Source organism: Solibacillus sp. FSL W8-0372 (genome assembly GCF_037969735.1).
Taxonomy (GTDB): Bacteria; Bacillota; Bacilli; order Bacillales_A; family Planococcaceae; genus Solibacillus; species Solibacillus faecavium.
The window spans coordinates 1,189,991-1,210,768 of sequence record NZ_CP150204.1 but is presented as its reverse complement, the minus strand read 5'-3'; the positions used below and the strand labels follow the sequence as shown (position 1 = coordinate 1,210,768).

24 protein-coding genes are annotated in these 20,778 nt (G+C 36.9%); 10 read left to right on the top strand and 14 right to left on the bottom strand.

What is annotated here, in order from left to right; all coding sequences use genetic code 11:
- Position 1: 1 nt before the first annotated feature.
- From menE to MKY13_RS05835, 4 genes are read left to right on the top strand one after another with little or no spacing between them, the layout of a single operon-like run.
- Entirely contained in the window at positions 2–1,495 is a 1,494-nt protein-coding gene (gene menE, locus MKY13_RS05850) for an o-succinylbenzoate--CoA ligase (protein WP_191698179.1), read from the top strand.
- Between the two features lie 2 nt (positions 1,496–1,497).
- Positions 1,498–1,911, top strand: a complete 414-nt coding sequence (locus MKY13_RS05845) for a MaoC family dehydratase (protein WP_191698180.1) — start codon at positions 1,498–1,500, stop codon at positions 1,909–1,911.
- On the top strand, positions 1,908–2,909 hold the full coding sequence (locus MKY13_RS05840) for a 3-oxoacyl-ACP synthase (RefSeq protein ID WP_191698181.1): 1,002 nt from the start codon (positions 1,908–1,910) through the stop codon (positions 2,907–2,909). The genes MKY13_RS05845 and MKY13_RS05840 overlap by 4 nt, the downstream gene beginning before the upstream one ends.
- Positions 2,910–2,920: 11 nt before the next feature.
- Positions 2,921–4,147 carry a substrate-binding domain-containing protein gene (locus MKY13_RS05835; RefSeq protein ID WP_318245163.1) on the top strand — a complete coding sequence of 409 codons (1,227 nt, stop codon included), beginning with the start codon at positions 2,921–2,923 and terminating at the stop codon, positions 4,145–4,147.
- A 145-nt stretch (positions 4,148–4,292) separates the two neighbouring features.
- Here the strand turns inward: MKY13_RS05835 and rpsA are convergent, their stop codons facing one another.
- The 12 genes from rpsA to MKY13_RS05775 all read right to left on the bottom strand — a co-directional run bounded on the left by rpsA (position 4,293) and on the right by MKY13_RS05775 (position 16,340).
- The gene (gene rpsA / locus MKY13_RS05830; RefSeq protein ID WP_339215726.1) at positions 4,293–5,438 is read right to left on the bottom strand and encodes a 30S ribosomal protein S1; all 1,146 of its coding nucleotides are present in this window, start codon (positions 5,436–5,438) and stop codon (positions 4,293–4,295) included.
- A 114-nt stretch (positions 5,439–5,552) separates the two neighbouring features.
- The gene (gene cmk, locus MKY13_RS05825; RefSeq protein WP_191698184.1) at positions 5,553–6,227 is read right to left on the bottom strand and encodes a (d)CMP kinase; all 675 of its coding nucleotides are present in this window, start codon (positions 6,225–6,227) and stop codon (positions 5,553–5,555) included.
- Between the two features lie 154 nt (positions 6,228–6,381).
- A complete protein-coding gene (locus tag MKY13_RS05820) occupies positions 6,382–7,035 on the bottom strand; it encodes a flagellar brake domain-containing protein (protein WP_191698185.1) in 654 nt (217 codons plus the stop codon).
- Positions 7,036–7,117: 82 nt separating this feature from the next.
- The gene (locus MKY13_RS05815) at positions 7,118–8,401 is read right to left on the bottom strand and encodes a PepSY1/2 domain-containing protein (RefSeq protein ID WP_191698186.1); all 1,284 of its coding nucleotides are present in this window, start codon (positions 8,399–8,401) and stop codon (positions 7,118–7,120) included.
- A gap of 13 nt (positions 8,402–8,414) precedes the next feature.
- Positions 8,415–9,242, bottom strand: coding sequence for a spore cortex-lytic enzyme (gene sleB / locus MKY13_RS05810; protein WP_191698187.1), 828 nt, complete (start codon positions 9,240–9,242; stop codon positions 8,415–8,417).
- A 157-nt stretch (positions 9,243–9,399) separates the two neighbouring features.
- A complete protein-coding gene (gene prsW / locus MKY13_RS05805; protein ID WP_191698188.1) occupies positions 9,400–10,074 on the bottom strand; it encodes a glutamic-type intramembrane protease PrsW in 675 nt (224 codons plus the stop codon).
- A gap of 128 nt (positions 10,075–10,202) precedes the next feature.
- Positions 10,203–11,168, bottom strand: a complete 966-nt coding sequence (locus MKY13_RS05800) for an asparaginase (protein WP_191698189.1) — start codon at positions 11,166–11,168, stop codon at positions 10,203–10,205.
- Positions 11,169–11,180: 12 nt separating this feature from the next.
- On the bottom strand, positions 11,181–12,149 hold the full coding sequence (locus MKY13_RS05795) for a YpdA family putative bacillithiol disulfide reductase (protein ID WP_191698190.1): 969 nt from the start codon (positions 12,147–12,149) through the stop codon (positions 11,181–11,183).
- A gap of 54 nt (positions 12,150–12,203) precedes the next feature.
- Positions 12,204–12,962 (bottom strand): metallophosphoesterase family protein, encoded by a 759-nt coding sequence (locus tag MKY13_RS05790; RefSeq protein WP_191698191.1) that lies wholly within the window; start codon positions 12,960–12,962, stop codon positions 12,204–12,206.
- Between the two features lie 134 nt (positions 12,963–13,096).
- Entirely contained in the window at positions 13,097–13,798 is a 702-nt protein-coding gene (locus MKY13_RS05785; protein WP_191698192.1) for a LysM peptidoglycan-binding domain-containing protein, read from the bottom strand.
- 80 nt (positions 13,799–13,878) lie between these two features.
- The gene (locus MKY13_RS05780) at positions 13,879–15,324 is read right to left on the bottom strand and encodes a RecQ family ATP-dependent DNA helicase (protein ID WP_191698193.1); all 1,446 of its coding nucleotides are present in this window, start codon (positions 15,322–15,324) and stop codon (positions 13,879–13,881) included.
- The gene (locus MKY13_RS05775; protein ID WP_339215719.1) at positions 15,321–16,340 is read right to left on the bottom strand and encodes a helix-turn-helix domain-containing protein; all 1,020 of its coding nucleotides are present in this window, start codon (positions 16,338–16,340) and stop codon (positions 15,321–15,323) included. Before MKY13_RS05775 ends, MKY13_RS05780 begins: the two co-directional genes overlap by 4 nt.
- A gap of 123 nt (positions 16,341–16,463) precedes the next feature.
- Between MKY13_RS05775 and MKY13_RS05770 the strand changes: the two genes are divergently transcribed.
- The 6 genes from MKY13_RS05770 (at position 16,464) to MKY13_RS05745 (ending at position 19,563) form a co-directional block, all read left to right on the top strand.
- The gene (locus MKY13_RS05770; RefSeq protein ID WP_191698195.1) at positions 16,464–16,712 is read left to right on the top strand and encodes a ferredoxin; all 249 of its coding nucleotides are present in this window, start codon (positions 16,464–16,466) and stop codon (positions 16,710–16,712) included.
- Between the two features lie 149 nt (positions 16,713–16,861).
- Positions 16,862–17,638, top strand: a complete 777-nt coding sequence (locus MKY13_RS05765) for an SDR family oxidoreductase (protein WP_339215717.1) — start codon at positions 16,862–16,864, stop codon at positions 17,636–17,638.
- A gap of 99 nt (positions 17,639–17,737) precedes the next feature.
- Entirely contained in the window at positions 17,738–18,007 is a 270-nt protein-coding gene (locus tag MKY13_RS05760) for an excalibur calcium-binding domain-containing protein (protein ID WP_339216861.1), read from the top strand.
- Positions 18,008–18,023: 16 nt separating this feature from the next.
- A complete protein-coding gene (locus tag MKY13_RS05755; protein ID WP_339215715.1) occupies positions 18,024–18,722 on the top strand; it encodes a glycerophosphodiester phosphodiesterase in 699 nt (232 codons plus the stop codon).
- Positions 18,723–18,949: 227 nt separating this feature from the next.
- On the top strand, positions 18,950–19,129 hold the full coding sequence (locus MKY13_RS05750) for a hypothetical protein (protein WP_191698198.1): 180 nt from the start codon (positions 18,950–18,952) through the stop codon (positions 19,127–19,129).
- Between the two features lie 170 nt (positions 19,130–19,299).
- On the top strand, positions 19,300–19,563 hold the full coding sequence (locus MKY13_RS05745; RefSeq protein ID WP_339215713.1) for a hypothetical protein: 264 nt from the start codon (positions 19,300–19,302) through the stop codon (positions 19,561–19,563).
- Positions 19,564–19,659: 96 nt separating this feature from the next.
- On the opposite strand, the gene MKY13_RS05740 is transcribed toward MKY13_RS05745, so the two are convergent.
- Positions 19,660–19,860: a cold-shock protein gene (locus MKY13_RS05740; RefSeq protein WP_191698200.1), complete on the bottom strand. Its 201-nt coding sequence runs from the start codon at positions 19,858–19,860 to the stop codon at positions 19,660–19,662.
- Positions 19,861–20,230: 370 nt separating this feature from the next.
- Positions 20,231–20,644, bottom strand: a complete 414-nt coding sequence (locus MKY13_RS05735; protein WP_339215712.1) for a MarR family winged helix-turn-helix transcriptional regulator — start codon at positions 20,642–20,644, stop codon at positions 20,231–20,233.
- Positions 20,645–20,778: the final 134 nt, after the last annotated feature.

Below are 20,778 nucleotides of genomic sequence, written 5' to 3'. Positions count from 1 at the left end.
ATTGAAGGGAATATCAAATTGGATTGATCAGCGTTCCATTATTACACCAAGTAGACTAGCTTTAATCGATGTCCAGAGAAAAATTACTTATCTGGAAATGAGCAGCATGGTTAACCGATATGCCGGCGTATTACAATCTACTTACTCTATTAAAAAAGGCGATCGGGTGGGTATATTATCGATGAATAGCATTGATTTTATTATTTTATTATTTTCATTGGCAAAGCTCAATGCTGTTGTTGTTCCACTTAATATCCGCCTAACTGAAGATGAGTTAGAATATCAGCTTAAAGATAGCGGCCTTCAAACACTCATTGTTGACCATGACAACTATGAAAAAGGTAAAGAATTGTTAACCCGAACAAACTTTCTTTTATTAACATTTAAAACGATTAACATCGCACATCCAGAGCCGCTCACACCTATAGAAATAGATTCATCAGCTCCCTATATTATCTGTTACACATCTGGTACAACTGGCAGACCTAAGGGAGCTGTTTTAACCCAGGAAAATATGTTTTGGAATGCAATCAATAATACGTTAAGTCTCGACATCACTTCAAAAGATAAAGTTATAACTTTATTACCACTTTTCCACATTGGTGGAATTGGATTATTCACATTACCCGTTCTGTTAGCTGGAGGAACAGTTATTGTACCGGAGCGATTTAACCCTGAGCAAGCACTGGAGTATATAGAGAAATATAAAATAACCATTATTATGGGCGTTCCAACTATTCATGATACCTTACGGAAAAGCCCTACCTTTGAAAAAACAAATTTGACCTCTGTACGTTTTTTTTATAACGGAGGTGCTCCCTGTCCTGAAGAGCTAATCCATTGGTATATACAAAAAGGCATTAGCTTTGGGCAAGGTTATGGTCTCACTGAAACATCCCCTACTGTATTTTTATTATCAGAGGAAGATTTCCATCATAAAGCTGGCTCCATTGGAAAACCAGTTATGTTTACAGAAATCCGAATTGTGGATGAAGATGCAAAAGATGTTTCACCTGGTCAATATGGTGAATTGCTTGTAAAGGGACCGAATGTCATGAAGGAATACTATAAACTTCCTGATGAAACAGCAAAGGCAATTCAGAATGGTTGGTTTGCAACGGGTGATATTGTCAGACAAGACAAGGAAGGCTTTGTCTACATTGTTGGCAGAAAAAAGGAAATGATTATATCAGGTGGTGAAAATATTTATCCATTAGAGATTGAAAAAGTCATTTATGAGATTAGTGATGTTGTGGAGGCAGCAGTTATCGGAGTTCCTCATAATAAATGGGGCGAAACACCAATTGCTTTTATTGTATTAAAAGAAGAGACAACCTTAACTGACGAAAAGTTAAAAGAACTATGTACTAAAAAGTTAGCAAGTTATAAAGTTCCAAGTCTTTTTAAAATTGTAAGCGCTTTACCAAAGAATGCGACAGGAAAAATCGATAAACCAACATTAAAAAAATATTACGTAGAAGAAGCGGTGAATTAACGATGAATTTTTTTGTTGGGCAGAAAGCGGCTTTTAGCAGAACTGTTACCGAAACGGATATTGTCATGTTCGCTGGTTTAAGTGGTGACTATAACCCTGTTCATGTTGATCAGGAATATGCTGGAGATACAAGATTTGGACAGAGAATTGCGCACGGTTTATTAACTACTTCATTTTTATCCAGGCTCTTAGGCATGGAACTTCCTGGAAAGGGATCGGTTTATTTAGAGCAAACGCTAAAATTTCTAAAACCTGTTTTCATAGGAGATACGATAACTGCTAGTGCCGAAATTTTAGAAATCGATCCAGAACGGGGAATCCTTCGGCTCGAGACGATTTGCCGAAAACAAGATAATACTGTTGTGTTACAAGGAGAAGCAAAAATGATGATGCCAAAGGAGGGTACAAAAATATGATACAAATCGTTCATACAAGCACATATTTTCCACCCGATGTTGAAACAGCTCGGATACTAGAAAAGAAAACAGGTATTCCAGAAGATGTAATAATACAGAAATTCGGTCTCTATGAGAAACATGTGGCGGACTCTTCCACGCATGCTTCCGATATGGCGATTAATGCTGCATTGCCAATACTAGAGAAGGTAAACCCGCTGCTTATAGACGTGGTTATATATTTTGGAAGTCCGTATAAAGACTATGGAGTTTGGTCCAGTGCACCAAAAATTCAACATAAGCTTGGCGCAAAAAATGCTTATGCCTTTGAAATAATGAATGTAAGCTCTTGTTTCCCTATCGCACTTAAAGTTGCAAAGGATATGTTAACTTCTGATACGACTATTAACCAGATTTTACTAGTCGGAGGATGTAAAGAATCACAAATTATAGACTATCAAAATCCTCGATCAAGATTTATGTTCAATTTTGCTGATGGGGGTGCCTCTACCCTTCTATCAAGAGATAATGGCAAATTTGAAATTTTAGAATCATCCATATATACAGACGGTTCATTCCACGACGATATACGTGTACCAGCTGGAGGTTCTGCTCTTCCCGCTTCCCATGAAACAGTTAATAAGAATCTTCATTTCATCGATGTGAAAGACCCTACAGATATGAAAGAACGGCTTGATCCCATATCTGTAGCTAATTTTTTTAAGGTAGTAAAAGAATCGGTAGAAAAAAGCGGATATACGTTGCAAGATATTGATATGCTCCTTCCATTGCATACAAAAAAGTCGATGTTTCTTCAGATTTTAGACGGACTAGAGCTTTCCGAAGAAAAAGCAGTATATCTCGACCATTATGGTCATATGTCATCCCTGGACCCGCTTGTAGGTCTCCATTTGGCTGAGACAGAAAATAGATTAAAAAAAGGGAACATCATTGTTGCGGTCAGTGCTGGAACAGGTTACACATGGGCAGCAACAACATTAAAAAAAATCAAAGACTAAGGAGGAAGAAAGTGAAAATTTTTACTAGAAAATATATATATTTAGGTCTTTTTTTATCACTTCTATTGTTTGTCTTTGGATGCAGTGCTGATGAAAATGAAAATGTAGAAGGGGCAGAAGCGAAAGATGCTGTACCTATTAAAATTGGAGTACTTGCATCTTTAACTGGTGGTTTAGAAGCATACGGAAAACAATCTGTTCAAGGCTTTGAGCTTGGTCTTGAGTATGCTACGAATGGAACAATGGAAGTTGAAGGTCGTAAACTTGAGTTTATTGTAGAGGATACAGAGACAAAAGCTGAGGTAGCAGTACAAAAAGCTACCAAACTATTAGAAGAAGATAAAGTTGATTTTCTTGTAGGTTCTTCTAGCTCCGGTGACACACTAGCTGTTTTACCGCTTGCAGAGGAGTATGAAAAAATAATGGTTGTAGAGCCAGCTGCTGCAGATAGTATTACGGGTGCAGAATTCAATAAGTATATTTTCCGTACAGCACGAAATTCATCTCAAGATGCGGTTGCGGGTGCAGCTGCTATCGCTAAAAAAGGAGTCAAAATAGCAACTCTTGCCCCTGATTACTCGTTCGGACAAGATGGGGTTGCTGCATTTAAAGAGGCAGCGATCAAGTTAGGAGCAGATATTGTTCATGAAGAATATGTGGATCCTGCCGCTACAGATTTCACTTCTAATATTCAAAAGATTATCGGTCTAAAGCCTGATTATTTATATGTTATCTGGGCTGGCTCCAATACGCCTTGGGGGCAAATCAGTGATATGAAAGTTCAGGAAAAAGGGATTAAAATCTCTACTGGCGTTGCAGATATAGCGACTTTCCCTATCATGAAACCTCTTGTGGGAATGGAAGGCTTTACAGTGTATTATCATGAGTTACCAGACAACCAAGTAAATACTTGGCTTGTAGAGGAGCACAAACAACGCTTTAATGGGGAGGTACCAGACCTTTTCACACCAGGTGGAATGAGTGCAGCTTTAGCAATAGTTGAAGCATTAAAGAAAACAGAGGGAAATACCGATACAGACAAACTTATTGAGACAATGGAAGGAATGAGCTTTGAATCTCCAAAGGGTACTATGACCTTCCGCCCAGAAGATCATCAAGCACTCCAATCACTGTATGCTGTAAGACTTGAAAATAAAGAAGGTTTTGACTACCCAGTTCCCGTATTAATTAGAGAGCTAACTCCACAGGAAACTGCTCCTCCGATTCGAAATAACTAGAAAATATTAATCGCAGCCCTTCGACTGTCGACCTAGTGAAATGAGTGGTTGGCAGTCCTTTATTTTTTTCACTCAATTTTAACTATTCATAAACAAAAACAAAAAATGCCCACATAAGCGTTTGCTTACATGGGCATTCTTTGTGTTATTGTTTTTTAAAGCCCTTCAGCTGGTCACCGATAACGTCGCTGAATGAGAATCCTTTATTTTCTTCAGGAAGCTCGTAATCGAAATCCTCTTCTGCATCTGAATCTTCCTGTAATGCTTTAATACTTAATGCAAGACGTTTTTCATCTGCATTCACTTCTAGCACCTTAACTTCCACTTCTTGCCCATCTTTCAATGCCTCATGTGGTGTATTAATATGCTTATGTGAAATTTGAGAGATATGAACTAGACCTTCAACTCCCGGGAATACTTCAACAAACGCACCAAATGTAACAAGACGTTTAACAGTACCCGTTAAAACAGTGCCCTTTGCAGCCTTTTCCGTAATGTTTGTCCACGGACCAGGCAATGTATCCTTAATTGATAGCGATACACGCTCATTATCAATATCAACTGAAAGGACTTTTACCGTTACGGCTTGTCCTTCCTGTAAAACGGTAGAAATATCTTCTACATGCTCATGAGCCACTTGCGAAATATGAACTAACCCATCAATGCCGCCTAAATCAATAAAAGCACCGAATTTCGCCAAACGTTGAACCGTACCTTCCAATACATCGCCTTGATTGATGTTTTGGATAACCTGTTGCTTTTTCGAAGCTTTTTCTTCATCAAGCACTGCACGATGAGATAAAATAAGTCGACCTTTGTCTTTATCTAATTCTGTAATTTTTAATCGTAAAGTCTTTCCTTTATAGTCTTCAAAATCTTCTACAAAGTAGTCCTCTACCAGTGATGCGGGAACGAAACCACGAACGCCTAAATCTACGACAAGTCCGCCTTTTACAACATCTTTAATTTCCGCTTCGAAAATTTCACCGGATTCGAATTTTTCTTTTAGCTTATCCCATGCTTGAAGTGCATCGACTTTTCGCTTTGATAAAACAAAATTTTCTTCCTCAACTTTTGTAATGATTAGCTCAAGCTGATCTCCAACTGAAACTATATCGGAAGCTTTTTCAATGTGTAAGCTTGAAAGTTCGCTAATAGGTATAATTCCATCAAAAGGTGCCCCCTCGATAGAAACTGTCACTGACTTCTCTTCAACTTGTGCAGCAACACCTTTCACAATATCTCCTTCTTGAAATTTTTGGTTTAACCCTAAATTCATTTCCTCAGACATATGTAGCCCTCCTTCGCATTATCCACCTTTATTTTATTCCAAATGATCGACAAAGACAAAAAATAACCCTTTATTTTCAGAAATTTCATGCGTTACATAGGATAACCATAGAAATTAGCTCATTTTTTGCTGTGCTAATTCTATAATTTCCTGTGCAGCTTCTTCAATTGTTAAATGTGTTGTATCCAAAAATAGTGCATCATCTGCTTGGATAAGTGGTGAAGCTTCACGTTCGCTGTCAAGCTTGTCCCGGAGTGCAATCTCCTGCTGCAATGTTGCAATTGTAGAAGGAATTCCGCGTCGTTCATTATCAAGGAAGCGACGACGTGCCCGTTCTTCAACAGTTGCCGACATGAATATTTTAAGTTCCGCATCTTTTAATACATGTGTTGCGATATCTCGTCCATCCATCACAACTCCACCATCCGCTGCCAACTTTTGTTGCATTGAAACTAGTATTTCGCGAATATTTGCATGTGCTGCGACTTCCGAAACATTTGCAGTTACCTCATTTGAACGGATTGCTTCAGACACATTTTGTCCATCTACAAAAACAATTTGCCCCTGCTCTGATGGCTTTAATGTAATTGTTGTATTTTGCAGCATTGTTTCTATAGACTTTGCGTCATGTAATTGTATGTTTTCATTCAATGCTTTATACGTAACAGCACGATACATTGCTCCTGTATCTATATACGTAAATTGAAGCGCTTCGGCCACTATTTTTGCAATTGTACTTTTACCTGCCCCGGCTGGACCATCAATTGCAATTTGAATTTTTTTAACCATAATTAAATCCCTACTTTCCGTAGTTATTGTATCATAACCTGAAAAATATTAACTTCATTTCAATCTAATTTTTACTTGGATATTTTTGTAGATACTTTTAATTATCTATCTAAAAAAGATCTAAAAAGTGGGTACTTTTCAGATCTTCATGTTTTTATATTTCGTTCATTTCTTTTTTTCGAATTAACACTTGACGCTCAAAGCAGAAGCGCACAATTTGTTGTTTATCAAAATCCTCAGTGTCGGCAAATTGTAATGACGCAACTTGAATTCCATCCCGCTCGAAAACTCTAACTACTTCGGAGTTTGTCTCAACGTATCGAATCTCTCCATTTGCAAACGGCAATACTATTAAAGTATTCACCATGTCACCTTCAATAAAATTCACCGGAGTTTTTAAACGTATTAAAATACCGCCAGCACTAATATCTTCAGCCACAAACTGAAATTTCTGTCCTTCATGTTCAACCGCAATATCTACAGGTGTTTCTACACGGACAAACTTTCGACGTTGTATTTTTATGAATTCATCAGAAGCAGGATGTGAGAGGATGATCATCTGAACATCCCCGCCTTTACGCCCTAAAACTTCGGTATTAAAAGAATAGGTATCCTTTGCATCCGTACTGAATGTCACTCGAAATTGTGCACCATCTATTAAAAAAGCTGTTTTCTTCGTTGCTAAATTAATCGGATAATCGATAAAAATCATATTGTTGTGTTTTTCCACTACACGACATTTGAACTTTTCTGTTCTTTCCGTATATGTTGGCTCTAATGTTAATTGTGTTCCAATCTTAAGTTCCATTTGTCTCTCTCCGTTACAAATATTATGATAATCTATTATCTCACGGGAAAGGGAATTTAGCTATATTTTTACAATTAGTTCACTAATTTAACTTTTCATTCTTAATTACTTCATGTGTTTCTGCATCAATTACAATACGGAAAGAATCGTTGGATTTATTATTTAATCTTGCAATTACTTCATAGCATTTACGTAGCTCCAGACTTTTGTTAGCTGTATAGATTTTTTTCGTTTCTTCTACAGATACTTGATCGGAAAAGAATTTTTCCCAATCGATTGGTACTTCACCTTGAGTCGGTATTTTTTCTTCCTGTATATATTCCATTGCATTGACACCTAAAATTTCAGCATTGTCTTTTGCAACTTTCACCTGGATACTATCTGGATATACAAGCGCTTCATCTTCACCATGAACTCTTGAAAATACGAAATGCCATGCCTCGTGATTTTCTCTTGATTCGGCAATTTTTACGTCAGAATAGCCGACCTTTTTCATAAATTTTTCGGCAGTACTCAAAATTTCTTCATGTGATAATGGATGTTTTTTCACCGGTCTTTCCAATAAAAACGAAAGAAGATGACCGCCATTTTCTGTTATATCAGCATAACCAATTTTCGATCCATGGATAAACTGGATATGATAAAAAGGATATGGGGCATCATCGCTACTTTTTGTGACAGTAACAAGGGCATCATCAATATTTGGGAAGAAATTTTTAAATTTCTTTATTGCCTCACTTTTTGTGATTTTCTCATCCTTTATATGTTGTAAGTCTCGCTTTTTTTCATAATCAGACTCACTGGCAGTTAAAGGAAAATCAGTTTCATTATATGTTTTTAATTGTTTCGAAACATTCATAAATGGTGATTCACTTAGATCAGTTGTATGGTTATTCGACCATTTTTTCATATCGCCATCATTTTCATAAAATGCTACTGTTGCGGTGTTCCATTCTTCTGCAAACGCATGTAAATTAGCTGCAACAGTATTCATCTTTTTTTGCCAATTTTCATAATCACCTGTTACTGCCGCTTGCTTTGCATTATCACCGATTTTCCCTAAATAGCGCATCCATTCGTTTTGAACTTCCGGCTGTATCGGCAAATTGGCTACAGACTTCCTTAAATCACTACTCATGCGCCAAATTGAATCTAATTCATTATTTAACGCTTTTTCATCTTGAAATATTAAAGATTGCTCGACTGTTGAATGTAACGTTGACAATTTTTCTGTTGCCGCTGATAAATCTCTTGTTTGAGCGGCAAAAACCGAGCGTTCAAGCTGTTTGTTTTGAGTAAATAAGTCAAACGATACAAATCCTAATATGACAACGAATAACCCTAATAAATACGCAAAGTTTCTCATGATTCACACCCTTTTATAAGCAAAATATATGTTCGCCGATTTGTTTGATTTGAGGTCTTGACCATATCCATTTACTTGTTGCTGTTACAGGATTGAAATAGTAAAGAGCGTTCTCAGACGGATCCCAGCCATTAATAGCATCGAGAACAGCCTGCTTAGCACGCTCGTTCGGAGTAAGCCAAATTTGACCATCTGCTACTGCTGTAAAAGCTAAAGGCTGGAATATAATTTCCGAAATAGTATCCGGAAATTCAGGAGATTCTAAGCGATTTAAAATTACCGCTGCTACAGCAACTTGTCCTTCATAAGGTTCACCACGTGCTTCTCCGTAAACAGCATTTGCTAGTATTTGCAAATCCTGTTCCGAATACCCTGGTGGTAATTGCATAGAATCCGTCAAATTAGCACCTGTTCCAGATCCTTTGTTCGCTCCCGATCCTGAGCCTGTGCTTGCAGTTGAGTTATTCTTTTTCACTTGGTCTTTTAAAGGCATACCTCCATAGTACGTAAACTGATTACCTGCATTAATTTGCTCATGTACAAAGGCCCTATCAAAATCAGAGTTATTTACAAGCTTTTCTTTCGTTTTTTGACCCGCGATTCCGTCTACCGGAAGTCCGTATTGTTCCTGGAAATTACGCAGAGCCCAATACGTTCCATATCCAAATTTGCCGTCAATTTTGCCATGATAAAAGCTTAAATATTGTAATCGTGCCTGTAGTTCAACCACATCATCCCCAAAAGCACCACGCTGCACTTCTTGATCTGAAAATGCAATTGTATGACTTGCAAAGCTACCTGACAAAATGAGTATGAATAATACAATCTTTTTCAATGTCATTTCCACTCCTTTTTTAGTAGGATGGAGTTAATTAAAAAGTTTATACATCCGAAAAATACATTTCGTTCATAAAATAGTGAACAATTTACTTTTAAACAAATTGCATTTTTTTACGCAACAAAAAAGGTCTGATACAAAAAATTCTGTATCAAACCTATTATGTATCCCCGCCTTGGGATAAATGATCTATTAAATGCTCATGCGCCTGTTTGACTTTGCGAAGTGCAAACGTCCAAAGGAATAACATAAACGGCAACATTGCATACATGAAGTACTCTTCCAACAATAGAATGGAGTTATATATAATGTGAAGTCCAATTGGGGCAAATAAAGCGAGCGCAATATATTTTTTCATAATTGTTTCGCTCGAAAACTTACCTTTCCCGTAATAATATCCCATAACCACGCCAAACAAAGCATGACTTGAAACTGGTAAAAGTGCCCGCATGAACGCCTGGTCAAGTCCAAACGATAACAGAAAAATCACATTTTCCACAGTAGCAAACCCTAGTGACACAGCTGCGCCATATAAAATACCATCGTAAGGATCATCAAATTCGACGTGCCGTAAAATAACAGCCAGAATGATGAGCCATTTTACCAATTCTTCAATCGAACTCGTAAAAATGACATTAATAAAAAAAGGGTTCGAAAATGTTTCCTCTTCCTTTAAAACGAATTGCAAAAATAAAACGGGGAACGTAATAATAGCGCCAAAAATGAACGCTTGAAATAATGTACGCCTTGGCTCTGTATCCATTTGATTTCTCAGATAAAAATAGCTTAAAAGGGCTAGACCCGGCGCAATTGCTGCAGATAAAACTATAAACATGTGGCCGGCTCCTTTCGATTCTCAAGTTCTAAATAGTATATCACTATTTATTTAATCACAGTTACCAGTATCCAATATTTGTATAAAAATAATTAAAACTCGGTAATTTCTAACCGAGTTTTTAGATATCATTGCATAAAAGAAGCATAATTCGTATCGCCATTTGCCAGCATTAACAGGAGTTTTAAACGGGCTTTTTTCGGATCAAAGTCGCCCCCCATAATAACACCAGTATCTTTTAGATTATTAGCGCTACTATAATAATCATATGTAGGGAATACGCGCCCTTCCTCTGTCGATGTTGTCAAAACGACCTTTGTCCCTTTTTGACAAAGCTTTTCGATTGCACCCATCATTTGAGGCGCCACCTGACCTCGTCCTGCACCTACAAGAATTATCCCTTCAATATCAGCTTCATAAAGAGCATCTAAAATAATTGAGCCAGCTCCTAAATAAGCAAAAACAATTTCTACTGTAGGATAACTTTCTTTTATTGGATACACTTCTTTATGCGTTGGCTTTTGATAGATAACAACCTCATCGTTATCAATAAAACCTAGCATACCGTAACCAATAGCACCAAACCCGTTAATACTTGATGAGTGTGTTTTCTTTACATACTTTGAATGCAGAATCTTTTCATTAAATACTACGCAAATGCCTATATTTTTTGCCTCATCACTTGATGCCACTAATAAGGAATTACGTAGATTAGAATAGACATCCGTTCCGATGTCTTCAGGAGATTTTTGTGAACCTGTCACAATAACCGGGCGTTCATCATATAATGTCAACTCTAAAAAATAGGCAGTTTCCTCTAGACTGTCTGTCCCGTGTGTCACCACAATTCCGCTTACAGATGGATCTTGAAAGACTTTTGTGATGGTTTTGTTCAAGTGATTTAAATTTTCAAATGTCATATGCATCGACGGAATTTGATATAAATCAATTAATTCAATATCGATATCATTTTCAAGCTGGCACATCGATAAAATTGCCTGTCCATCAAGCTTACCGGATTCCAGCTTATTTTTATCGTTTCGCGTACTGGCAATAGTACCGCCTGTGGTGATTAGCACTACTTTTTTCTTCAAAAAATTCACCCCTTATGTAGTTTTTTCATTTGCGATATTTTTTGCGATTAACCCTCCATGGAAGCGACCATTTTCAATAAAAATTTCATTTGCATTATTGCCTGCTGCTATCACTCCGGCAATGAACAAATTTTCGATATTCGTTTCCATCGTTTCGGGATTAAAAGCCGGTCTTCCTGTTTCATTATCAATATGAACACCCATTGCACTTATAAATCGGTGGTCCGGATGATAGCCAGTCATTGCAAAGACAATATCGTTGCCTACTGTTTCGGTAACTCCTTCTATCTCTAAAATTACTTCTTTCTCACGGATTTCCTTTACTTCTGTATTAAAGTGCATCGTAATTTCACCTTCGCGTACAAGTCCCAAAAATTCTGGAAGTACCCATGGCTTAATGCTTGGAGAATAATCATTGCCTCTATAAATGACCGTTACATGTGCCCCAGCTTTGTTAAGCTCCAGCGCAGCATCGATCGCCGAATTTTTGCCTCCAATAACGAGAACGTCTAAATCAAAAAAAGGATGGCCTTCTTTAAAATAATGATGAACTTTCGGCAAGTCCTCACCCGGAATATTCAAATAGTTTGGATGATCATAATATCCTGTAGCAATAACTACATAAGGTGTTTCATAAATATCTTTATCAGTTTGTACGATAAATAAACCGTTCGTTTTTTCTACACTTTTCACCATTTCAAAACGATTGACTTGAATTTTTTTCGCTTTCACTACTTCACGATAATAGACAAGAGCCTGATTACGCTTTGGCTTTCGTTCTTCAATAATAAATGGCACATCACCAATGGCTAATTTTTCGCTCGTACTGAAAAATGTTTGATGTGTTGGATAATTGTATATCGCATTGACGATATTTCCCTTTTCAATGACAAGTGGTGACAATCCGATATTTTGTAGTTCAATCGCTGCTGATAATCCACATGGACCTCCACCGACAATGATTGCGTCTACCTTTTGCATAGTAACAGCTCCTTAATCAAATACAATAACCTTATTATACTGCTCTTTTCTATTTTACAAAGACTTCTCTTTGAAATTTATTTCTATTAAATGACACTCGGGCTTTGCGCCGAATCGTAATGGTAAGAGGGTTGTGCCATAGCCGTTGCTTACTAGTTCATAGCGGTTTTGAACCTTTTTGAAATACCCATGCGGTTGGACACCCAATTTTCCCAGCCGAATCTGTCCTCCGTGCAAATGTCCTGCAATACTAAGTATTGGTTGAAATTTTTGATGTACTTTTTTAAATAACTCAGGGTTGTGAGCAATAAATACTGTTTGAGATTCCACGCAATAATCGATTGCACGTTGAATATTCCCTTCACCTGGACGATACGAAACTGCACTGATCGTTAAGCCATTTTCGCTAGCCAGCTTAATCGACTCATTTTCAAGTATTCTAATTTCGTGCTTCTTTAATAGTTGGCGAAGCTTATGTTCTCCAAATTCAACATCATTATTCCCCCATACAAAATAGGTTGGTCCGAGTTGCTTAACAACCCGTATATTATGAAGGAAAGTTTCTTCTGTTGTACGGCGATCTACGAAGTCTCCACCAATTATGACAGCACTTACTCTTTTATTTATTGATGTAATCATCGTTTCATCAATTTTACGAGCATGTGTATCGGAAATAAAAAACAAATGTACCTTCTCCTGTTGTTTACCTATTGTATGTACTTCATGCATACGAAGGTTATTTTCATGTGCCTGCATATACATAAAAAGCAACAATATAATACAAACACTCCCGATAATCCCAATAAAAACCATGCGCAATCCTCCAATATAAAAGCAAATACTGTTTATACAATATCCATTTTTAACGTTTTCTTAACAAACAAAAAGACGAGCACCAAAACGGATCGTCTTTTTTACATATCGATATACGAAATGTTTTACTGCTTTTATGGAACGATTACTAAAACTTGCCCAGCTGTAATACTATCAGATGATAAATTATTGGCAGCTTTTATTTTTTCAATATATGCAGGGCTACCGTTACCGTAGTACTTTAACGCAATTCGATATAAATTGTCCGATGAAGAAACGGTATGTGTTTTTTGCTCCGCTTTAGCTGCTGCTTTTTTCTTTTCCTCAAGCTCTTTTGCTTTTTCAGCTGCAACCTTTTGTGCTTCTTCGGCTTTTTTTGCCTCTGCAGCATCTTTTTCAGCTCTTGCTTTAGCCAATTTTTCTTCAGCCTTTTTGGCTTCTTCAGCAGCTAAACGTTCTTTTTCTGCCTTTTCGTCATCGACTTTGGCATTTTCAGTTGCTTGATCTTCGTCTGTGTCTTTTTTGTCCTCATCGCTGTTAATAGATGCCGGACTTTGTGGATTTTGCTTTTGAATTTCCACTAAATTTTCTTCCCCACCGCTTGCACTTTCTCTTGCAGACGTGCTCGGTTCATATATAAGCCAGACGTACCCTAAAATTGTTAGGGGAATAAATATTAAGACAACCGTTAAGATTGTCATCATTGGGTTTGATTGTTTTTTTGCACTCTTTTTTCGATGTCTGCTAACACGAGACACTTTTGAACCTGACTCGTTATGTAGGTCAATCTCTTGGCGATGCTCTTCTACCTTCTCCCGGTAATCCTCTTTTGCCATGTTCTGCACCCCTCCAACTACTAAAAATATAATTTTATTATGACGAATTTCTCCAAAAAAGTAAACGGTTCGCGAGTAGATTACAAGTTTCGTAGTAGTAATTTGTCCAAGCGTTGTTGCCAATTTGTCATTTTAACTGTTCCTTTCGATAAATCTCTCTTTTGAACAAGGTTAGATAATTCTATTCCACAATTTGTACAGCAATTTTCCTGCTGCTCTATTAAGTGCTGTCCAAAATAACGAACTACTTGTCTTCGCATACATTCTTCAAGGGAAATGAGCTTTAGAACAAGCTCCACTTCTTCAAACTTTTTCAGCTGCATATTCTGCATTCTACTTTTCACTTTTTCAGGAGATTCCCGCGCCAGCCAATAACTTAAAACACGAAATACGACTTCCGACAATTCCCCATTTGTAAGTAAGGATTCTGGCTGTTGACCTGCAGCGACGGTTTGCATAAATCGCTCAATATGCACTTCTTTCGGCAAATCTTCAGTGGCGATAAATTTAGCAAATTGTTCATCCCCATCACAATACAGCAAAAATGCGACAGCGGAATCCCCATCTCGCCCTGCCCGACCGATTTCCTGCATGTAATTGGACAAAGTAGCCGGCATTGTTTCATGAATTACCTGTCGTACATTTTCTTTATGAATCCCCATCCCAAATGCATTTGTTGCGACAATCCACTCGAGTTTCCCTGCCAAAAACTGCTGTTGGATAAATTGGCGATCCTGTGCTTCCTTTCCGGCATGATAGGCAGCAGCGGCAACATTTTGCTGAATGAGCTGCAAACTAATTGCTTCGGCTTTTGCCCTAGATTGTGTATAAATGATTCCAGGTCCCGCTGTACTTTTCACATGTTCAATAATCCATTCAATCTTTTCTTCTCTATGTGTAAACACTTTTTTTACTAAATGAATGTTTTCCCTGTTTACCGTGTGCATATATTGAAAAGGTTCATCCATCTTTAAATACGATTTTATGTCTCGGAGCACCGTGTCAGTAGCTGTTGCCGACAATGCAAGTATTGGCGGGCGGTTTGATTGTGGGAGCACTTCTCCAATACGTAAATAATCAGGACGGAAATCAAAACCCCATTGTGAAATACAGTGTGCTTCATCCGCTACAATGAGTGATAGCTCTATCTCCTGGATACGTGCTTTCACTTGAGGTTGTAGAAGCATTTCAGGAGAGATAAAAATAAAGCGATACTCCTGCAAAAAATGAAGGGCGTATTTTTTTTGTTCCATTGTTAAGAAAGAATTGAGGGCTACGACCCGTTTTTCCCCCATTTGTTTCAACTGGTCCACTTGGTCCTGCATAAGTGATAAAAGTGGCGATACAATTAAAACAGGTTTTTGAAATAAATACCCCGGCAGTTGATAACAAAGAGATTTCCCCATACCAGTCGGCAAAATGGCAACAACATCTTTACCCTTTAAAATATTTCCGATAATTTCTTCTTGCCCTGGTCGAAATGCATCATATCCAAAATATTGTTTTAAAGCGGCTTGTAAATTCATGTTGTAACAGCTCCTTTCGCCAATGTTAGTCTCAATTGAAAATAACTTAGATGCGGTAATATTTCCTTCAATGTTTTTAAACGTTTCGTTCCGTAATCTTCGACTGCCGCTAGAATTTGCTGCTGTTCTTCAATTGTTACAAATGGCTCAATTGAAAAATCCATTACGTTCATCGCCATTTCAACAATGTGATCTTCAATCGTATTGCTTTTCAAACGACGGATATGGCTAATTTCCTCAATCGTTTTTCCTACTTTGTAAAGCTTTGCAGTTGCATTGGCTGAAGAAGTCAACAGTACTTCGACACGAATATTTTGCATGATCTCATGCAATAATGGATAAAGGGTTGTTTTTTGATACAGCTCATTTAGCCATGCATGTAGTCCGCTTATATAAAGAAGTTGGACATCCATTTCCTGCATTTCATAACCAAATGCCAGCTGTTGCCACGTAAAACCAGGTTCGTTATAGCCTGATAATCGGTAAATCATTAAATCTTTAATATTTTCTTCTATTGCCAGTTGGGATAGGCTTGCTGATATTTCACTATGTAATGACTGCTGCAGCATCTGTTTTTGGTAATGATGGCGCAGTAAAAATTTACGGACCCATTGCTGTGTTTGTTCATTTCTTTCAATAGGGATAAACGTGTTTTTTTGATGTAGCTGATGCGACAGACTTTGTACAATAAGTGAGACCCGACTAAAAAATAGATGCTCATTCCCGCGATAATGCCAACTATCGAAAGAGATTGGCAACGATTGCGCAGCAAGTTGTTTTCCATGTTCTGTGATGCTATAATACCCATTCTCCTCAATTAAAATAGCATTTTTAGCAAACAATAAATCAATCTGCTCATCGAATTTTTGACGTGTCAGCTTTGGTAGCAGACCAAAAAAAGGATAGAGATTAAATAGCCCTACATCATGAATCGTCTGCCCTGATCTCTTGCCTTTTAACAGATGGTAAGCAGCCGAAATTGTTCTTTCTTGCTGGAATGTATATAATATTTTCAAAAGAATTTGTTGGATTAGCATATCAAATCCCTCATTTTCGTAGTATTAGGTTGAAAAGTGCTGAAAACACATTTAGAATAAATAAGAGCTTTATGGAAACGAACGGATAAAGGAGAGGTAACAATGCCAAAATATACAATCGTAGATAAAGATACATGTATCGCTTGTGGCGCTTGTGGCGCTGCTGCACCAGATATTTATGACTATGATGATGAAGGTATCGCTTTCGTTATTTTAGATGATAACATGGGTACAGCTGAAGTTCCAGAGGATCTACTAGAAGACATGCAAGATGCATTTGAAGGCTGCCCAACAGATTCTATTAAAGTAGCTGAAGAAACGTTTGATGGCGATTCTTTAAAATTTGAATAATACGTAAGCAAACGAAGTGATTCTTTAATTTTGATTAAAGAATCACTTTTTATTTTTCTTTTTTTCATATTGCGCATCATTATTAGAGATGTTATAGTTATTATTAGTAGCAGGTACTAATAATAACTAACTATTTTAGGGGTGTCGTTATGGATTTATTGGAGTTAAAAGGCAAGAATATAGTTGTAATGGGTGTAGCCAATGAAAGAAGTATCGCCTGGGGTATCGCGAAAAAGCTTTTTGAAGTAGGCGCAAATGTTATTTTTACATATCGCAAAGAACGTTCTAAAGGAAAAATCGAAAAACTTTTAATAGGTTATGAGGAGCACAATACAGCTGTTTTTGAATGTGATGTTAATAGTGATGAGAGCATCGAAAAGGCCTTCACTCAAATTGGGGAACAATATAAAGTCATTCACGGAATCGTCCATTCGGTGGCCTTCGCACACGCAGAAGATCTGCACAATCGTTTTGTTGAAACTACGCGTGAAGGATATGCTTTTGCACAGGATACGAGTGCATACTCTTTAATCGCTGTAACAAAAGCAGCCAAGCCTTACATGACGGATGGCGGATCTGTTGTGACGATGACTTATTTAGGTGCTGAGCGAGTTCTTGATGGCTATAATGTAATGGGTGTAGCAAAAGCAGCACTTGAAGCTTCTATGCGTTACTTAGCAGCAGATGTTGGTGCAGATAATATCCGTGTAAATGCCATTTCAGCAGGCGCCATTCGTACATTAGCAGCAAAAGGTGTACCAAGCTTCAATCAAATTTTACACAAAATCGAAGAAACAGCTCCGTTAAAACGCAACACGAACCAAGAGGAAGTTGCTGATATGACAATCGTTATGTTAAGCAAGTTATCTCGTGGCGTGACAGGCGAAACGATTTATATCGATAGCGGTTATCATATTATGGGTTAGTCATAAGCGAATTCACAGCCTCCCTTGTGAATTCGCTTATTTATTTGGTAAAATGTAGAAAAATGATTTTTTTAGGAGGAATTTTCATTGAAAAAATTTATTTCAGTAATTTTACTAAGCGCTTTCGTTATTGGTCCCCTATCATTTTCCACAATTGAAGCCGAAGCAGCTACAAAAAGTAAAGTGAAGTTAGTCGAATACAAAAACTGTTCAGAACTAAATGTTGTTTATAAAGGCGGAGTTGCAAAAGCGGCAAATGTTAAGAATAAAGGCGGTAAAACAAAGCACCAACCGTTCGTCTCTGCTGAATTATATAAATTAAACAGTAAAAGTGATCGCGACAAAGATGGCATTGCCTGTGAAAAATAGGAAAGTGGGTAAATAGATGAATATAGTTGCTCATCGAGGATATAGTGAAAATTATCCTGAAAATACACTCATTGCATTTCAGGAAGCGGCAAAGTTAGATGTTTGGGGTGTGGAGTTTGATGTTCATTTAACGAAAGACAATCAATTAGTTGTGATTCATGATGAGAAAATCAATCGCACGTCCAATGGCAAAGGTTTTGTAAAAGATATGACATTGCAGGAACTTCGTACTTTTGATTTTGGTGCTTCGTTTGCTCCTGAATTTGCAGGCCAAACAATCCCTACCCTTACTGAAGTGTTAAATGTATTCAAGCCGACACATCACATTATTAATATCGAGATAAAATCAGATATTTTCGAATATCCAGGTATTGAGGCACTTATCGCAAACGAGATTCATGCTTTTGATTTAGAAAAACGTATAATCATCTCTTCGTTCAACCACGAAAGCATTGCACGTTTCCAGCAAATTATGCCTAACGTCAAAACCGCGCTGCTATTTGCTTCGCTCGTAGTAAATCTGGAGGAATATGTGAAGAATTTTAACAGTGAAGCCATTCATATCCCCTACTACTATGGCATGCGGTCAATTATACAGCGAGCTATTAAAAACGGTGTTATTGTAAGAGCCTACACAGTCAACGATCACAAAATAGCCAGTCAGATGGAGACCCTGGGGGTTGAGGCAGTGTTCTCCGATGTAGTGAAAATATAAAATAACGAAAAGTCTGTTTCAAATGATGTATTTTGAAGCAGACTTTTCATTTGTAATATTTTGATTATTTTTAGAAAAACGCTTTCAAAGAGCTAATATTGGTTAAGTTCATTTTATCGTCAAATTATTAACAAATTCCCGCATTTTTCAACCATTTCCTTTGAGGTCAGACGTCTATTTGCTGTATATTTAGAGTAACAACTAACACCGATTCGGAGATGAAATATATGAATACAGAAATTTTAACATTTGTTGAAAAGATGGAAGCAGCCGTATTGAACGATTTAGTCACTACAGACACTTCTGATTTATATGAAATTGCAGTTGAAATGATTGCTGAGCACAAAGAGGCTTACTTAAATATTTGTCAGGCATATGAAGTAGTTAAGCACAACCTACTTGGATAAACACGAACTAACAAAGTCATTCACTTAGCGGTTCCCCTCCGCAACATAAAAAACGCCCATTTTGCAACATTGAAATGGGCGTTTTTTATATGCGGGTAGTTTTCCTTACCGTAAATCATTCATACACTATAAATAAAAGAAAGAGGTGATATTAAATTAAATCAATTTTAGTGATTGTTAACATTATTTTAAGCGGTATTGTGGCATTAATTATTGCTTGGTTTTTTGCAGACGGGGCATTAGGTGATGTTAATTCTTTTACACCGGAATTTTTTCTTATCTTACCAATCTGGTTTATTGGGGTACTATTGAGATTAAAAATGACATCCAATGGAAAATTGGAAAATACCTCTTACTTCCATTTACTTTTTAATAATCTTTTACTGTGGGTAACAATACCGATTGGCTATTTCTGCTCACTTCTTTTTGTATAAAATAGGAAGCGCACCTACATGGTGAAACTTTTTTAGAGACGAAAAAAAGAGGTCTCCTACTGAAAGGAAACCTCTTCTATGGTTACATCATTAAAATTAAAGTTTTACGATGTTTGTAGCTTGTGGGCCACGTTGACCGTCTTCAACTGAAAATTCAACTTTTTGACCTTCTTCAAGTGATTTGAAACCTTCACCTTGAATAGCTGAGAAATGTGCGAATACGTCAGAACCGCCTTCAACTTCGATAAAGCCGAAACCTTTTTCTGCGTTAAACCATTTTACTGTACCTTGTGTCATAATAAATGACCTCCATTTAATTAAATTTAATAAGATCGCAATTTTCCCAAAAGAAAAAAATTCACATATTACAAAAAGCACAAAATAAAACACTAATACTCTTTGTAATAGGTGAATTTATTATTGTCTTGTAACCAATCTCATTACACTGAGTATACAATAAAAAAACTCATCTGTCTATTACAAAGTTTAAATTCACTTCCCTTTAATAATTTATTTTAATGCTTTATTACGGCATACCGTAATTCTGGCCCATAAGCTCAAATATAATTAAATTGAGCTTTCTTTATTAAATAAAATCAAAAAAGTCGCATATCTCATCTTTTCAGGGAGATACACGACTTCTTATAATATATGAAGTAATAGATGGCTAATTTTTTACGAGTGGCTTTTTAAGCATCTCCAACAGCATTTCATATTCCTTGTCCCCTATTGTTTCCCTTACCATCTTTTCAATTTCTAACTCCATCTTTTTACTCTTATTAATAATATCTATTCCTTCTACCGTTAAATGAGATACTTTTTGAACTTTCGATTCTTTTTTTAATTCGGTAGTAATCAATCCCTTATCTTGAAGAGAAATTATGAATTTATGAACCCCCTGCTTAGAAATATCCAACTGTTTCACTAACTCAGGAACTGTTACATATCCTTCATATATATTTTTAAGGACAAACCATTCCGAGCTTGTTAAACGTAGTTCATTGTTTTCATTCCACATTATTTCTGCCCGCTGACGTAACTGTTTATGTTGTCTATATAATAATTCTATAAAATCAATCATTCAAACACCCTTCTTTCTATCTACCAATTAATTAAATATCATGAAGCATCATACTAAAGGAAAAAAATTAATTCAAGTTGACAACTCTGAACGTTTAAGTCAACTAAGTTGACTTAAGTGTTTATATGCTATAA

Coding starts and splice junctions, on each gene's coding strand:
- MKY13_RS05845 (WP_191698180.1), top strand. CDS start 1,498: ATGAATTTTTTTGTTGGGCAGAAAGCGGCTTTTAGCAGAACTGTTACC.
- MKY13_RS05840 (WP_191698181.1), top strand. CDS start 1,908: ATGATACAAATCGTTCATACAAGCACATATTTTCCACCCGATGTTGAA.
- rpsA (WP_339215726.1), bottom strand. CDS start 5,438: ATGTCTGAGGAAATGAATTTAGGGTTAAACCAAAAATTTCAAGAAGGA.
- cmk (WP_191698184.1), bottom strand. CDS start 6,227: ATGGTTAAAAAAATTCAAATTGCAATTGATGGTCCAGCCGGGGCAGGT.
- MKY13_RS05820 (WP_191698185.1), bottom strand. CDS start 7,035: ATGGAACTTAAGATTGGAACACAATTAACATTAGAGCCAACATATACG.
- MKY13_RS05815 (WP_191698186.1), bottom strand. CDS start 8,401: ATGAGAAACTTTGCGTATTTATTAGGGTTATTCGTTGTCATATTAGGA.
- sleB (WP_191698187.1), bottom strand. CDS start 9,242: ATGACATTGAAAAAGATTGTATTATTCATACTCATTTTGTCAGGTAGC.
- prsW (WP_191698188.1), bottom strand. CDS start 10,074: ATGTTTATAGTTTTATCTGCAGCAATTGCGCCGGGTCTAGCCCTTTTA.
- MKY13_RS05795 (WP_191698190.1), bottom strand. CDS start 12,149: ATGCAAAAGGTAGACGCAATCATTGTCGGTGGAGGTCCATGTGGATTA.
- MKY13_RS05790 (WP_191698191.1), bottom strand. CDS start 12,962: ATGGTTTTTATTGGGATTATCGGGAGTGTTTGTATTATATTGTTGCTT.
- MKY13_RS05785 (WP_191698192.1), bottom strand. CDS start 13,798: ATGGCAAAAGAGGATTACCGGGAGAAGGTAGAAGAGCATCGCCAAGAG.
- MKY13_RS05780 (WP_191698193.1), bottom strand. CDS start 15,324: ATGAATTTACAAGCCGCTTTAAAACAATATTTTGGATATGATGCATTT.
- MKY13_RS05770 (WP_191698195.1), top strand. CDS start 16,464: ATGCCAAAATATACAATCGTAGATAAAGATACATGTATCGCTTGTGGC.
- MKY13_RS05765 (WP_339215717.1), top strand. CDS start 16,862: ATGGATTTATTGGAGTTAAAAGGCAAGAATATAGTTGTAATGGGTGTA.
- MKY13_RS05755 (WP_339215715.1), top strand. CDS start 18,024: ATGAATATAGTTGCTCATCGAGGATATAGTGAAAATTATCCTGAAAAT.
- MKY13_RS05750 (WP_191698198.1), top strand. CDS start 18,950: ATGAATACAGAAATTTTAACATTTGTTGAAAAGATGGAAGCAGCCGTA.
- MKY13_RS05740 (WP_191698200.1), bottom strand. CDS start 19,860: ATGACACAAGGTACAGTAAAATGGTTTAACGCAGAAAAAGGTTTCGGC.
- MKY13_RS05735 (WP_339215712.1), bottom strand. CDS start 20,644: ATGATTGATTTTATAGAATTATTATATAGACAACATAAACAGTTACGT.